This is a genomic window from Allosphingosinicella sp. (assembly GCF_036402135.1).
Taxonomy (GTDB): Bacteria; Pseudomonadota; Alphaproteobacteria; order Sphingomonadales; family Sphingomonadaceae; genus Allosphingosinicella.
In genome coordinates, this window is the sequence record NZ_DASWTN010000010.1 from 25,467 (window position 1) to 39,504 (window position 14,038).

Annotated in this window: 15 protein-coding genes; 6 read left to right on the forward strand and 9 right to left on the reverse strand. The window is 63.7% G+C overall.

Annotated elements, in window-relative coordinates; genetic code table 11:
* Window positions 1–6 precede the first annotated feature (6 nt).
* A complete protein-coding gene (locus tag VGD10_RS02915; protein ID WP_331039298.1) occupies window positions 7–1,593 on the forward strand; it encodes a lysine--tRNA ligase in 1,587 nt (528 codons plus the stop codon).
* Here the strand turns inward: VGD10_RS02915 and VGD10_RS02920 are convergent, their stop codons facing one another.
* The 4 genes from VGD10_RS02920 to VGD10_RS02935 all read right to left on the reverse strand — a co-directional run bounded on the left by VGD10_RS02920 (window position 1,594) and on the right by VGD10_RS02935 (window position 5,814).
* Entirely contained in the window at window positions 1,594–3,441 is a 1,848-nt protein-coding gene (locus VGD10_RS02920; RefSeq protein WP_414639493.1) for a DUF885 domain-containing protein, read from the reverse strand.
* Window positions 3,442–3,501: 60 nt separating this feature from the next.
* Window positions 3,502–4,152: a 2OG-Fe(II) oxygenase gene (locus VGD10_RS02925; protein WP_331039299.1), complete on the reverse strand. Its 651-nt coding sequence runs from the start codon at window positions 4,150–4,152 to the stop codon at window positions 3,502–3,504.
* Window positions 4,153–4,384: 232 nt separating this feature from the next.
* Window positions 4,385–5,161, reverse strand: a complete 777-nt coding sequence (locus VGD10_RS02930; protein ID WP_331039300.1) for an RcnB family protein — start codon at window positions 5,159–5,161, stop codon at window positions 4,385–4,387.
* A gap of 107 nt (window positions 5,162–5,268) precedes the next feature.
* A complete protein-coding gene (locus VGD10_RS02935) occupies window positions 5,269–5,814 on the reverse strand; it encodes a (2Fe-2S)-binding protein (protein WP_331039301.1) in 546 nt (181 codons plus the stop codon).
* 203 nt (window positions 5,815–6,017) lie between these two features.
* Here VGD10_RS02935 and rpsU point away from each other — a divergent pair, with 203 nt between their 5' ends.
* The 3 genes from rpsU to VGD10_RS02950 all read left to right on the forward strand — a co-directional run bounded on the left by rpsU (window position 6,018) and on the right by VGD10_RS02950 (window position 7,233).
* The gene (rpsU, locus tag VGD10_RS02940; RefSeq protein ID WP_029548939.1) at window positions 6,018–6,224 is read left to right on the forward strand and encodes a 30S ribosomal protein S21; all 207 of its coding nucleotides are present in this window, start codon (window positions 6,018–6,020) and stop codon (window positions 6,222–6,224) included.
* A 64-nt stretch (window positions 6,225–6,288) separates the two neighbouring features.
* Complete coding sequence (locus VGD10_RS02945; protein WP_331039302.1) at window positions 6,289–6,837, forward strand: FKBP-type peptidyl-prolyl cis-trans isomerase; 549 nt, start codon at window positions 6,289–6,291, stop codon at window positions 6,835–6,837.
* A 141-nt stretch (window positions 6,838–6,978) separates the two neighbouring features.
* Complete coding sequence (locus VGD10_RS02950) at window positions 6,979–7,233, forward strand: hypothetical protein (RefSeq protein ID WP_331039303.1); 255 nt, start codon at window positions 6,979–6,981, stop codon at window positions 7,231–7,233.
* A 34-nt stretch (window positions 7,234–7,267) separates the two neighbouring features.
* Here VGD10_RS02950 and VGD10_RS02955 read toward each other — a convergent pair whose 3' ends face one another.
* The 5 genes from VGD10_RS02955 to pyrE are packed head-to-tail and all read right to left on the reverse strand — an operon-like array spanning window position 7,268 to window position 10,935.
* Window positions 7,268–8,344, reverse strand: coding sequence for an AI-2E family transporter (locus VGD10_RS02955; RefSeq protein WP_331039304.1), 1,077 nt, complete (start codon window positions 8,342–8,344; stop codon window positions 7,268–7,270).
* The gene (gene lepB / locus VGD10_RS02960; protein ID WP_331039441.1) at window positions 8,341–9,183 is read right to left on the reverse strand and encodes a signal peptidase I; all 843 of its coding nucleotides are present in this window, start codon (window positions 9,181–9,183) and stop codon (window positions 8,341–8,343) included. The genes VGD10_RS02955 and lepB overlap by 4 nt, the downstream gene beginning before the upstream one ends.
* A 23-nt stretch (window positions 9,184–9,206) precedes the next feature.
* Complete coding sequence (acpS, locus tag VGD10_RS02965) at window positions 9,207–9,626, reverse strand: holo-ACP synthase (protein WP_331039305.1); 420 nt, start codon at window positions 9,624–9,626, stop codon at window positions 9,207–9,209.
* On the reverse strand, window positions 9,623–10,354 hold the full coding sequence (locus tag VGD10_RS02970) for a pyridoxine 5'-phosphate synthase (protein WP_331039306.1): 732 nt from the start codon (window positions 10,352–10,354) through the stop codon (window positions 9,623–9,625). Before VGD10_RS02970 ends, acpS begins: the two co-directional genes overlap by 4 nt.
* Complete coding sequence (pyrE, locus tag VGD10_RS02975) at window positions 10,351–10,935, reverse strand: orotate phosphoribosyltransferase (RefSeq protein ID WP_331039307.1); 585 nt, start codon at window positions 10,933–10,935, stop codon at window positions 10,351–10,353. The genes VGD10_RS02970 and pyrE overlap by 4 nt, the downstream gene beginning before the upstream one ends.
* A 180-nt stretch (window positions 10,936–11,115) precedes the next feature.
* On the opposite strand from pyrE, the gene coxB reads away from it, so the two are divergent.
* Together coxB and ctaD are read left to right on the forward strand one after the other, a co-directional pair.
* A complete protein-coding gene (coxB, locus tag VGD10_RS02980; RefSeq protein WP_331039308.1) occupies window positions 11,116–12,321 on the forward strand; it encodes a cytochrome c oxidase subunit II in 1,206 nt (401 codons plus the stop codon).
* Window positions 12,321–14,003 (forward strand): cytochrome c oxidase subunit I, encoded by a 1,683-nt coding sequence (gene ctaD, locus VGD10_RS02985; protein WP_331039309.1) that lies wholly within the window; start codon window positions 12,321–12,323, stop codon window positions 14,001–14,003. The genes coxB and ctaD overlap by 1 nt, the downstream gene beginning before the upstream one ends.
* Window positions 14,004–14,038: the final 35 nt, after the last annotated feature.

Here is a 14,038-nt window from a genome sequence, read left to right on the forward strand (position 1 = left end):
AACACTTTGTCGGTGGATCAGGAGCTTAGGGAAGCGGCGAAGGTGGCCAAGGCATGGCCATACGAGGAAGCGCGCAAGCTCCTCAAACGCTATCCCGACGGTCCCGGCGATCGCCCAATCATTTTCGAAACCGGCTATGGTCCCTCAGGTCTGCCGCACCTCGGCACGTTTCAGGAAGTCGCCCGCACCCTGATGGTGCGCCACGCGCTCAGCGAGATGGTCGACTGGCCGAGCCGCCTCATCGCCTTTTCTGACGACATGGACGGCATGCGGAAAGTGCCGCCCGGCGTTCCGAACCAGGACATGATGCACGCGCATCTGGACCAGCCTCTGTCGAAGGTGCCGGACCCATTCGGCTGCGGTCACGGAAGCTATGCCGAGCACAACAACAACCTGCTCCGGCAATTCCTCGACCGCTTCGGCTTCGATTATGAATTCCTCTCCTCGACGGAGTGCTACGCATCCGGCCGGTTCGACGAGACGCTGCGGCAGGTCCTCCGGAATTTCGACGCGATCATGGGCGTGATGCTGCCGACCCTTCGCGAGGAACGGCGCAAGACGTATTCGCCCGTGCTTCCGGTCAGCCGCGTCAACGGCAAGGTGCTGCAAGTGCCGGTCGAGGTCGTCGATCCGGCAGCCGGGCTGGTCCGCTATGTGGAGCCGGAAACCGGCGAGACGGTCGAACAGTCGATCCTCTCCGGCGGCGCCAAGCTGCAGTGGAAGGTTGACTGGGCGGCGCGCTGGGCCGCGCTTGGCGTCGACTACGAAATGTCCGGCAAGGATCATATCGACGGCGTGATCCAGTCGGGGAAGATCGCGCGTATCTTGGGCGCGAGGCCGCCCGAGGGCTTCAACTACGAGCTGTTCCTCGATGAGAATGGGGAGAAGATCTCAAAGACCAAGGGCAACGGCGTCACCATCGATGAGTGGCTGACCTACGCGCCGGAGGAGAGCCTCGCCTTCTACATCTACCGCGAGCCGAAGAAGGCGAAGCAGCTATCGTTCGGCATCATCCCGAAGGCAGTCGACGAATATCAGCAATTCCTCGCCGCCTATCCCGATCAGCCCTGGGACAAGCGCCTCGGCAATCCGGTGCACCACGTCCATGCCGGCAAGGTGCCGCCGGCGCGGATGCCGCTCACCTTCGCGATCCTCCTGAACCTCGTCGGCGTTGCGCTCACCGATGACAAGGACCTGCTCTGGGCGTTCGTAAAGCGCTACGCGCCCGAAACCTCGCCCGAAACGCATCCGGAGCTCGACGCCCTGATCGGCTATGCCGCCGCTTACTTCCGCGACTTCGTCAAGGATTCGCTCCACCGCCGCGCGCCGGACGCCAGGGAAGCCGAGGCGCTCCGCGACCTCGACCAGCAACTGTCGCAGATGCCGCCCGAAGCCACCGCGGAAGAACTCCAGCACATGGTGTTCGAAGTGGGCAAGGCGCACAGCTTCGAGAACCTCCGCGACTGGTTCAAGGCGCTTTACGAAATCCTGCTGGGCACGAGCCAAGGCCCCCGCATGGGCAGCTTCATCGCGCTCTACGGCGTAGAAAACAGCCGCCGCCTGATCGCCGAAGCGCTGGCGGCGGCTGCCTGATCAGCCCTTCTTCGACGCGATCCAGTCGTCGATCTTCGATTCCAGTACCGTCAGCGGCAGCGAACCCGTCATCAGCACCTGCGCGTGGAACTCGCGCGGGTCGAAGGCGGAGCCGAGCTGGTCACGAGCCTTCGCCTTCAGCCGCTGGATTGTGAGTGCGCCGATCTTATAGGCTAGCGCTTGGCTCGGGATAGCGATGTAGCGCTCGACCTCGACGGTCGCGTCCGTCCGGCCCATGCCGGAATTGGCGAGCATATATTCGACCGCCTGATCACGCGTCCAACCCTTGGCATGAAGGCCGGTGTCGACCACCAGCCGCATCGCCCTCAGCATTTCGTCGTCGAGATGGCCGAAGCGCTGATAGGGATCAGTGAAAAGGCCGAGCTCCGGCCCCAGCGTCTCCGCATAAAGCGCCCAGCCCTCCACATAGGCCGTGTTGCCGCCGAAGCGCATGAAGGCGGGCAGCGCCTCATTCTCCTGAGCAAGGCTGATCTGGAAATGGTGCCCCGGCGCGCCTTCGTGGAGATAGAGCGTCTCCATGCCGTAAGTGGTGCGCGACGGCAGATCGTAGGCGTTATAGTAGAAGATGCCCGGCCGCGATCCGTCCGGCGTGCCCTGCTGGTAGGAGCCGCCGGCCGCCGTCTTCTCGCGGAACGGCTCTACCGGCCGGATTTCGAGCGGGCTCCTCGGGAGCGTCGAGAATTGCTCACCGATCCGCGCGTCCACCTTCTTTCCGATGGCATAATAGCCGTCGCGAAGCGCGTCGCGCGATGCCGGCTTGAACTTGGCGTCGGTCCGGAGATGCTCGAAGAACTGCGCCAGCGTTCCCTTGAACCCGACCTCGTTCTTGATGCCTTCCATCTGGCTTCGGATGCGCCCAACTTCCCTAAGTCCGAGCTGGTGCACCTCATCCGCCTTCAGCGGCAGCGTGGTCGTGCTTTCGATCAGGCGATCGTAAAGTGTCGCGCCTCCCTTCATGTGGACGAGGCCGACGCCCTCCCGCGCCTTCGGAAGATATTCGTTCTGCAGGAAGTCGCGGAGCCGCGTGTAGACCGGGTAGATGTCGTTCCGGATCGATGCGGCATAAGCGGTTCTGAGACGCGCCTTCTCCGCTTCCGGAAAGCCTTCGGGGAAGTTCAGAACCGGACGATAGAAGGGCGAATCCTCCGGCTTTTCCTTCAGCTGCAGGTTGAACTGATCGATCATGTTCTGGACCGTCAGCTTCGTGTCCACCACGCCGGAGGCGAGGCCTTGGCGGAAGCGTTCGATTGTGCGGTCGTGATAGATCACATAATCCCGGTGACGCTTCAGATTGTTCTCGTAGTCTTCGACCGTCTTGAACGGCGCCGCGCCCTCGCCTGATGCGAAGGTCGGGTAGAAGGTGTGGAAGCCGCTGAAATGGTTGATCGGACGCACGACCGAGAGCGCCATGATCTCGGGCGTGTAGCCCTTCAGCGTGTCTTCGGTCTGATATTTGAAGACGTCGTAGGCAATCTGGTCGGTGGCGTTCAGTCGTGCCCGATCGATCCGCGCCAGCGCGGCAAGATCGGCTTCGGCAGCGGCTTTTTCCGCCGCAAGATACTCGTCGCTGATATAGTCGCCGAGCCGGTCGGCGTAGCGCATGTCGCCGCGGAAGATGGCACTAACCGGGTTGCGCCGCAGACTGCCTTCGTCACTTTCGCGGAAAAGCGCCGCCAGCCGCTCGCCTTCACTCTGCTGCGTCGCCGCGGGCGCCGGTGCGGCCTCCGGCACGGGCGTGGCCATCTGCGACTCTGTGCCCACTGTGGCGCAGGCGGAAAGGAGGAGGATTGCTGCCGAGGCGGCGAGACGCGTTTTGATCGGGGTCATAGAAGCTCCAAAAACGATGTTACGGGTCTAGGGCGAGGGGCAGGGCTGCGGCAAGTGCCGCTAGAGGGAGGTCCAGGGGCTCTCCCGATACCATTTGGTGATCACATATTTGACGCCCGCTTCCACTGGCATGCCCTGGTGCAGCGAATGCATGTTTGGCGCGCCCGTAGCGTCCAGGTTGTTCCAGGCGAGGAGATTGCCCGCGCGCGGCGTGACTTTGAGGTTCGCCTCGGGGAAGGCGGTCTGGCCGCCGGCTTCCGGCGCGTTGAGGAACATCATCGCCGTCCAGGTGCGCTGGCCGCCGGTCCGCTCCATGTCCGCCCAATAAGGCTGGTCGGTGTAGAAGAAATCGTGGTGCGGCTTGAACTGTTGCCCGACGGCGTAGCGCTGCCCCTGAATGGTCTCGCCATTCTCCGGATTGATCCCCATCAGGGTTGCGATCTTCTGCTCCACGCCGATCACCAGCGGATCCATCGGGTTCATGTTGCAGCTCTCGCTCGTCCGATAATCCGGGTCGTTATCCGGATAGTCGCCGAGCACGCCGGACGGCTGCCGGTGCGCGTCGATCCGCTTGATCAGCCCCTCGCATTCCTTCGGCGACAGGAAGTCCCGCACGACGAAAATGTCGAGATAAGAACTCGGTAGCTTCAGGGCCCCCGACGTCGATTTCAGGCGTTCGGCTACGAAGTGGCCGACGGCAATCCGGTCCATAGCGACCGTCTACCGAATGGTACGGCCGCGGACCACCGCCTGAACGACGGCGGTGATGCTGCGGTGAAAGACAGACTGAGAGCCGTGATAAGAGAGAGACAAAGACATCGACCCTTCAAGGCAGAGGGCGCATGCTGCTTCAGCGCGCCGGTGCTGACAAGGAAAAAGCCCGGAGCCGCTAAGCTCCGGGCGTCTTTTCCCGCTCCCGCTTCGTCCCGGCAAGCCTTGGGGCTTACCAGAAGAAGTTGTGGATCACGTCGATGACTTCGCCGGTGTAGAGGTCGACCAGCAGCACGTCGTCATAATAGCGCACCCAGCGCGTCCCAGCGTAAGCCGGCGGCAGGCGATACTGCCAGGGATCGTTGATCCAGTAGCGGCTCGAATAGAAAGGCGATCCGAGCCGCACGCCGATTGAGAAGCGGCTGTAGCGGTGGCCGAACACAGGCGAATGGTAGAAGCCGGGGCTGAAGATCAGCCGGTTCCGGTAGCGCCAGTTCTGCCAGTCGTAGCGGCGGTCGCGCCGCCAGTCGCGGTTCCATTCCCGCCGGTCCTGACGCCACTCGCGGCGATCATCACGCCGGTCCTGCCGCCAATCACGCCGATCTTCGCGGCGGTCACGTACCCAATCGTGCCGGTCACCGCGTCTGTCGTCGCGGCGATCAGCACGGTCGTCTCTGCGATCTTCGCGGCGATCCTGCCTGTCTTCACGCCTTTCCTCGCGGCGCTCCTGACGGTCCTCACGGCGTTCTTCTCGCCGTTCACGCCGCTCCATATCCTGCGCCCCCCGCTGGAGCACGCGCTCGGTCCGCTCGCGCTGCCCAGGCCAGCCGGCGGCCGGCACTTCGGCACGTTCGATCCGCTGCTGCCGCTCCTGCCGGCGTTCGGCGCGCTCCGCCTGCCGTTCCGCACGGCGTTCGGCCCGGTCCGTGTCATTCGTCTCCTGGGCCGAAACGGCGACAGGGGTCGCCATGGTGGCGGCCATCAATAATCCGATCAGCATTCTGCGCATCGGTAAGCTCCTGATACTCGCCGGGCGACATCGCCGCGACATGGACGAGTTGTGCGACTCGCAGGATGAGCCGTTGCTGAATTGCTGCGCAAGCTCTCCGCAAGAATTCAGTCGTTTGGACGGGCGGGACGCATCGCCGGCACGGCGCGGGCGGCATCCTTCGGATCGATGCCCGGCGGAGGCGCGGCCGCAACCTGCTCCTGCCCCGATTTGATGCGGCCGGCGCGTCGTACGGCTTCCCTGATCCGCGGATAGGTGCCGCAGCGGCAGATGTTGGTGATCGCCGCGTCAATCTCTGCGTCGGTGGGGTTCGGCGTCTTCTCCAGAAGCGCCGCCGCCGCCATGATCATGCCGGACTGGCAATAGCCGCATTGCGGCACCGCCTCCGCGACCCAGGCCTGCTGCACCGGGTGCGACCGATCGCGCGACAAGGCCTCAATCGTGGTGACAAAGCTTCCCTCGACCGCAGCGACGGTCACTTGGCAGCTCCGCACCGCCTCGCCATCCACATGCACCGTGCAAGCGCCGCAGGAGCCGGTGCCGCAGCCATATTTGGTGCCGGTAAGGTTCGACGCGTCCCGCAATGCCCAGAGGAGCGGCGTTCGCGCGTCCATTCTATATTCGACTGGCTGGCCGTTGATGGTGAAGCGCATGGAAGGCCTTCTACCGGCCGCGTCTCGCTCATGAAAGCGGCCTTAGCGGCTTGAAAAAGGGCGGCTTCGCTGGTATCGGGCCCACGCGACGGCGCGGGAATGGCTCGCGACGAACCCGTTTCTATGGTATTTCACGGCCTTAGCGAAGGCGGCCTAAACGCTGCCGGAGCCAAGGCTTTTTGATCGGAGAGTGGCGAGACTTTATGCAAATCATCGTTCGCGACAATAATGTCGACCAGGCGCTGCGAGCGCTCAAGAAGAAGCTCCAGCGTGAAGGCGTCTACCGCGAGATGAAGTTGCGCCGCCACTATGAAAAGCCGTCGGAAAAGCGCGCCCGCGAACGTGCCGCCGCTATCCGCCGCGCCCGCAAGCTCGAGCGGAAGCGCATGGAGCGTGACGGCGTCCGCTAAGAAGCGGCGCCTTTCACCTTCTCCGGCGGCCTGAAGCGCCGCCAAAGCTTTCCGGGGCTCTGCCATGTCCGTGACCGCCGTTCCGATTCGCCCGATCAAGAAGGGCTCGCTCCTTAAGTTCTGGTTCGCGCTGGCGCTTCTCGCCCTTGTCGCGGTTGGGATTGCTTGGGCAGGTACCGCTGGTCAGCATTGGACGACCACTCCGTCCGGGCTCCAGTACAGGGTGATTGAAGAAGGCGAGGGCGCGAAGCCCGCTCCCACCGACATCGCGCTCATCGACTATACCGGCCGGCTGGAAGACGGCACCGTCTTTGATTCGACCGACGGCAAGCAGCCCACACCGCTCCCCGTCAACGGCTCCATCCCTGGCTTTGCTGAGGGCCTGCAGCTGATGAGCAAGGGCGCTACCTACCGCCTCCGCATTCCGCCGGAACTTGCCTACGGCCCCGAAGGCGCCGGCGGCGTCATCCCGCCCAACGCCACGCTCGAATTCGACGTCACCCTCCGCGATTTCCGCACCCTATCTGCGCAGGAAATTCAGCAGATGCAGATGATGCAGCAGATGCAGGAACAGATGCGTCAGCGGGACGGAGCGGCACCGGGGGCACAGTAGGCCGCGCGGCGGCTCTCCATTTAACGCAGCTTTCCAATCGGTTCGTCCCCTTCTCCGTACCGAGGGGACACAAATCTGGAACGGTCTCCGCATAGCCAGGATTGCATGGCAGCGCTTCGGCGCGATCAGGAGTATTGTACCATGTCATTGAAGAAGCTTGCAGGAATCGTGAGTGCGATAGCGCTCGTTACCAGCGGCCCGGCTCTTGCTCAGGCAAGCGCTCCGTCTTCCGAAACCAGCCGTGCAGCGGCGTCTCTCTCGCCTTCTCAGGCGCTGAACGACAGGGGCGACGGTATCGGCTGGGCCATGGCCGGTCTGGTATTCGCCGGCGTCGCTTATGTGCTGCTCTCGATCGTCCTCGACGACGACGATGATGAAGAGTCCGAAAGCCCCTAACCGAAGATAGGGAAGTGGCGCTTCGGCGCCGCTTCTACGGCTCGGCGATACCTGCGGCCTGACCGCTTTCCTCGATCGATTTCTGCTGAAGCGCCGCCTTGACCAGCGCGACGATGGGGTCAGCGAGCGCCAGCCCTAATATTCCGAACAAGGCGCCGAACAGCAGTTGCGCGCCCAGCACCAAGGCAGGCGCCAAATCCACTGTCTTTCGCGCCACGTAAGGCACGATCAGATAGCCGTCGACGATCTGGACGATGGCGTAAACTGCGATTGCCCAGATGCCGGTCTCCCACCCTGCGGAAAAGCCTACCATCACGATCAGAACGCCGGAAATGATCGCGCCGATATTCGGAAGGAAAGCGAGGATTCCGGTAAGAAGGCCAAGCAGGGCCGCCATCGGCACGCCGCCGATCCACAGCAGGATCCAGGTCCCGACGCCTTCCACTGCCATGCCGACCAGGCGCCCCGCCATCAGGTGGCGCAATGTCCGGCCCATCCGCTCGGATGTGCGGTAGAAAGGATCCCGCATCCGGATCGGCAGCATCCAGGCCGCGCCGCGCTCGTAAAGCCGGGGCTCGGCGGCGATGAACAGGCCGATGACGACAATCATCACGAAGCTGGTGATGGCGCCGAGCACGCTCGTGACCGCATAAGTGAGGCGGCCGAGCGAACCCATTAATTGCTGGATGATCTGCGTGACTTCGATGTCTGCCGGCACGATGCCGAAGCTGCCCACCCATGCCAGCGCCCGGTCGAGCTGCTGCGTCATCACAGTGCGGAAGGTCTCCGCCTGCGCCGCCATCTGGCTTCCCGTCAGCATCACGGTGCCGACAAGGAACGCGACAAAGGCGAGCGCGACGATCAGCAGCCGCCAGCCCCGCGGGATCGGCAGTACCCTCCCTAAGAGGCGCGTGCCGCCGTCGAGCATCGACGCGAACACGAAGCCGCCAATGATAAGGAGGAGCGGCTGGGCGAGAAAGGCAATACCGACTACCGCCAGCGCCAGCCCGATCCACACGCTCGCCCGCTTCAGCTCCTCGCGGATAAGCGGATCGCGCATTTCCGTCGGCCCCCGCTCCTCCACGTGAGGTGTGGCGGGGGCGTCCGTCATTGCGCGGATACTTCCTCGGGATGGAGCGACGTGCCTGCCCGGCCACCGCGGAGGGCGGTGAACCAGCTGATCGGGTTCAAATATTGCGACGTGCCGTCGAGCGAGAAAGTAATGAATTCCGCGCGGCCGCCGATATTTTCGAACGGCACAGCGCCGCCGAGCCCCTGATTCTCCAGCGCCACGCGACTATCCGCCGAACGATCCCGATTGTCGCCCATCAGGAACAGGTGACCTTCGGGCACCCGAAGCTTGGCGAAATCATCGACGTCCGGATTATAGGCCATGTCGATCGTATCGTAGGCGCGGCCGTTCGGCAGCGTCTCGCGATAAATGGGAAGGCGGCAGTAGGCCTGGCCGTTCGCCTGCGTCCGCTGGTCGCCGAAGAAATCCGGCGTGCAGGGGACGTTGGCGTCGATCGGAAACAGCGCGTCGGGGCGCTTTTCACGCTTCACCGGCTTGCCGTTAATGAAGAGCTGCCCCTCGATCATCTCCAGCTCGTCGCCCGGAAGCCCAATCACGCGCTTGATATAATCGGCCTTCTGCCCCGGCGGGGTTACGATGACAATGTCGCCGCGCTCCGGCATCCGGCCGAGCACGCGCCCCTCGGTCGGCGGCATGACGTGGAAGCTGGGCGACACCCATGACCAGCCATAAGGATATTTGCTCACCACTAGCCGGTCGCCCTTCAGAAGGATCGGCATCATCGATTCCGACGGAATGTAGAACGGCTTGGCGATGAAGCTGTGGAAGGCCAGCACCGCGAGCACCAGCCAGAATATGGCCTTCAGCTCGCCCCACCAGTCGGTGGCGGGCTTCTCTTTCTTCTTTGTCGTCTTCATGGACAGTGCGGGGTCGCTGGCGCTCACCCTTTTGCTCCTTGGACTGGAACCGCGGTGATGATGACGAAGGCCTGGGCGAACGGGTGATCGTCCGTCATCGTCAGATGGATTGCTGCGGCGTGGCCTTCCGGCGTCATATCGTCAAGCCTCTGTTTGGCTCCGCCCGTCAGGTGGAGGGTCGGTTCTCCCGACGGTTTATTGACGACGCCTATATCCTTCATGAACACGCCGCGCTTGAAGCCGGTGCCGACCGCCTTGGAAAAGGCCTCCTTGGCGGCGAAGCGCTTGGCATAGGTGCCGGCGCGCGTGAACGGCCGCCCCTCCGCCTTTTTCCGCTCGACGTCGGTGAAGACCCGGTTGGTGAAGCGCTCGCCAAACCGGTCCAACGAATTCTGGATCCGGTCGATGTTGCAGAGGTCGGAGCCGATGCCGATGATGGTCATCCGCGCGCTTCGTCCATCAGCGTCCGCATCCGCCGCACGCTGCTCTCGAAGCCGGTGAAGATCGCCTCTCCGACCAGGAAGTGGCCGATGTTGAGCTCGGCTAACTGCGGGATGGCCGCCACCGGCACGACATTCTCGAAGGTGAGGCCATGCCCCGCATGGGCTTCGATGCCGTTCTTGGCGGCAAGCGCAGCGGCATCGGCGATGCGGCGAAGCTCCGTCGTCTGCGCTTCGCCCTCCAGATTCGCGTAGCGGCCGGTGTGGAACTCAACTACTGGCGCCTTCAGGCGAATGGCCGCGTCGATCTGCCGCGGATCCGGCTCGATGAACAGGCTGACACGGATATTCGCTTCGGAAAGCCGCGCAACGAACGGCGCCAGATGATTATGTTGGCCCGCCGCGTCGAGACCGCCCTCGGTGGTGCGCTCCTCGCGCTTTTCGGGAACGATACAGGCGGCGTGCGGCCGATGGCGGAGCGCGATCTCCAGCATCTCTTCTGTCGCCGCCATTTCCAGGTTCAGCGGGATGGTCAGCCGGTCCATCAACCGCTGGATATCGTCGTCGGTGATATGCCGGCGGTCCTCGCGAAGATGGGCAGTGATGCCATCCGCGCCTGCGTCCGCTGCGGCAAGGGCTGCGCGCACCGGGTCCGGATGCTCGCCGCCCCGCGCATTCCGGATCGTCGCGACATGGTCGATATTGACCCCTAAGCGGAGGTGCCGGCTCACGCCGCCTTCCGGCTCCCAGGTTTCTCCGCCGGTATCGCCGCCAGATCCTGCGGCAGCTTGTCGGCCTCGTAGGTGGGCACCGCTATGCGCACGAGCGGGAAGAAAGGCACGCCGAGATCGGCCTCGCCGTTCGACCTGTCGACGAGCGCGGCCGCAGCGATCACTTCGCCGCCTGCTTCCTCCACCGCCTTGATCGCTTCGCGGGAACTAAGGCCCGTCGTGACGACGTCCTCCATCAGCAGCACCTTCTGCCTCGGCTTGAGGCGGAAGCCGCGGCGAAGCTCGAACGTGCCGGTGGGCCGCTCGACAAACACTGCTTCTACGCCAAGCGCGCGGCCCATTTCATGGCCGGCGATGACGCCGCCCATGGCGGGCGAAACGACGATCTCGATCGCGCTCCTAACCTCGCGCGGCATCGAAGCGGCGAGCGCGGAAGCGAGGCGGGACGCGCGAACCGGGTCCATCAGCACCCGTGCGCATTGCAGGTAGCGTGGGCTGTGAAGTCCGGAGGAAAGGACGAAATGCCCCTCCAAAAGGGCATCCGCGGCCCGGAATTCCGCCAAAATCTCTTCTTCGCTCATCCTGCTGTCAAACCCCCTGGAACCTTAGAAGCAGATAAGTCCGGAGGTGCGTTTCGGCAAGCGCGGGGAAAAAGTTCCATCCGACTTGAGACGCGCATTTCCCCTGCTATAAGGCGCCGCAACTTGCCTGTTTTGGGACGAATCCATCCCGCTCCGTCCGGAGGGGTCCAAGGGGTTTAGATGAAGACTCTGATAAAGATTTTCGCCGCCGCAGCCGCGCTCGGCCTGATGCCTGCAGGCGCCGCGGCGCAGGAGGCGAACCTCGCCCAGCCGAAGCAGGAGCTGGCGGCCCAGCCGCAGTCCGCCGGTGCGCCGCGCGACCAGATCAGCGCCCAGTCGCAGGCTTCGCCCGCGCAGCCGCAGGAGGTTTCCGACCCCGCGCTCGCCACTCCGGCCGCCGAAGAACCCAGCAATTCACAGGTTGCTCAGACGATGCTCGGCGCCGGCACCAAGCCCACTCCCGGCATCGGCCAGCCCGACGGCCGCATGGGCGTCCAGGACCAGTTCACGCCGATCGGCGAGGAAGCGGCCTGGTTCCACAACGTGATCCTGATGCCGGTCATCACCGTCATCTCGATCTTCGTCCTAATCCTCCTGCTCTACGTGGTGATCCGCTATCGCCGCGCCGCGCATCCGATCCCGTCCCGCACCACGCACAACACGCTTCTCGAAGTCGTGTGGACCCTGGTGCCGGTGCTGATCCTCGTCGTGATTGCGGTCCCGTCGATCAAACTTCTCGCCAATCAATATTCGCCGCCGAAGGCCGATCTTACCGTCAAGGTGATCGGCAACCAATGGTATTGGAACTACCAGTATCCGGACCATGGCGATTTCGAGCTTACGTCGAACGTTTTATCGGACGCGGACGCGAAGAAGCGCGGCGAGCCCCGCCTCCTCGGTGTTGACGAGCGGATGGTGGTGCCCGCCGGCGCCACGGTGAAGCTGATCATCACCTCGAACGACGTCATCCACGCCTTCGGCGTCCCCGCTTTCTGGGTGAAGCTCGACGCCGTTCCCGGCCGCCTCAACGAGACCTGGTTCAAGGCCGACAAGCCCGGCGTCTATTACGGCCAGTGCTACGAGCTTTGCGGCGCCCGCCACGCATACATGCCCATCGCGGTTGAGGTCGTTCCTCCCGCTCAATTCGCGGCCTGGGTTGCCTCCAAGGGCGGCACCATGCCGGGCGGCGCGCAGCGCGCTTCGGGCGACGAGACGGCAACCTCACCGATCACCAACCCCGCGGCGACCGCCGCGGACGTGACCAATACTTCAGGCGGCAGCGCGACCGAGACGAGCCCCGAGCCGTCCAACATCGTCAATGCCGTCGGCACTGCCCCCGTTTCGACGCAGGGCGCCACGAATTCGAAGAGGGGCGATAGCCAGTAATGACCGACACGACCGCAAACGCCGTCCATTTCGAGACCGCGCACGGCCATCATGATGCGCATCACGATGCGGATCATAAGCCCGGCTTCTTCGCCCGGTGGTTCATGTCCACGAACCACAAGGACATCGGCACCCTCTACCTGATCTTCGCGATCATTGCCGGCATCATCGGCGGCGCGATTTCGGGCCTGATGCGCGCCGAGCTCGCGGAGCCCGGCATCCAGTATCTTGAAAGCTGGGTAACGATGAGCGGCGGCGCCGCTTCGTTCGACGCGGGCCTCCACCTCTGGAACGTGCTCATCACCGCGCACGGCCTCATCATGGTCTTCTTCATGGTGATGCCGGCGATGATCGGCGGCTTCGGCAACTGGTTCGTTCCGATCATGATTGGCGCGCCGGACATGGCCTTCCCGCGCATGAACAATATCAGCTTCTGGCTGCTGATCCCGGCGTTCCTGCTGCTTCTTGGCTCGACTTTCGTGCCGGGCACGGCGGCCGGCAACGGCGCCGGCACCGGCTGGACCGTCTATGCGCCGCTTTCGACCAGCGGCCACCAGGGGCCTGCCGTCGACATGGCGATCCTGTCGCTCCACCTTGCAGGCGCGTCGTCGATCCTTGGCGCGATCAACTTCATCACCACCATCTTCAACATGCGCGCGCCGGGCATGACCCTGCACAAGATGCCGCTGTTCGTATGGTCGGTGCTGGTCACCGCCTTCCTGCTGCTTCTGTCGCTCCCCGTCCTCGCCGGCGCGATCACGATGCTTCTGACGGACCGGAACTTCGGCACGTCGTTCTTCGACGCTAGCGGAGGCGGCGATCCGATCCTGTACCAGCACCTCTTCTGGTTCTTCGGCCACCCCGAAGTTTACATCATGATTCTGCCGGGCTTCGGCATCGTCAGCCAGGTGGTCGCGACCTTCAGCCGCAAGCCAGTCTTCGGCTATCTCGGCATGGCCTACGCCATGGTCGCGATCGGCGTCGTCGGCTTCATCGTTTGGGCGCACCACATGTTCACCGTCGGCATGGACGTGAACACGAAGATGTACTTCACCGCGGCGACGATGGTGATCGCGGTGCCGACCGGCATCAAGATCTTCAGCTGGATCGCCACCATGTGGGGCGGCTCGATGACCTTCCAGACGCCGATGATGTGGGCGCTGGGCTTCATCTTCATGTTCACGGTGGGTGGCGTCACCGGCGTCGTGCTCGCGAACGGCGGCGTCGATAACTACATGCACGACACTTATTACGTCGTCGCGCACTTCCACTCTGTGCTGTCGCTCGGCGCCGTGTTCGGGCTCTTTGCGGGCTGGTATTACTGGTTCGGCAAGATGTGGGGCCGGAACTATAACGAGATCCTCGGCCAGCTCCATTTCTGGATCTTCTTCATCGGCGTGAACGTGCTCTTCTTCCCGATGCACTTCCTCGGCCTCGACGGCATGCCGCGGCGCTATCCGGACTATCCGGACGCGTTCCAGGGCTGGAACGAGGTCGCGACCACCGGCTACATGATCATGGCGCTCGGCATGGTGTTCTTCTTCGTGAACATCGTCTGGTCGCTGATCGCGGGCAAGAAGACGCCGGACAATCCGTGGGGCGAAGGCGCGACGACGCTCGAATGGACCCTGTCCTCGCCGCCGCCCTTCCACCAGTTCGAAACCCTGCCGAAGGTCGACTGAGGCAAACACTTCCGCCCCATGCCGGACCCTCGGCA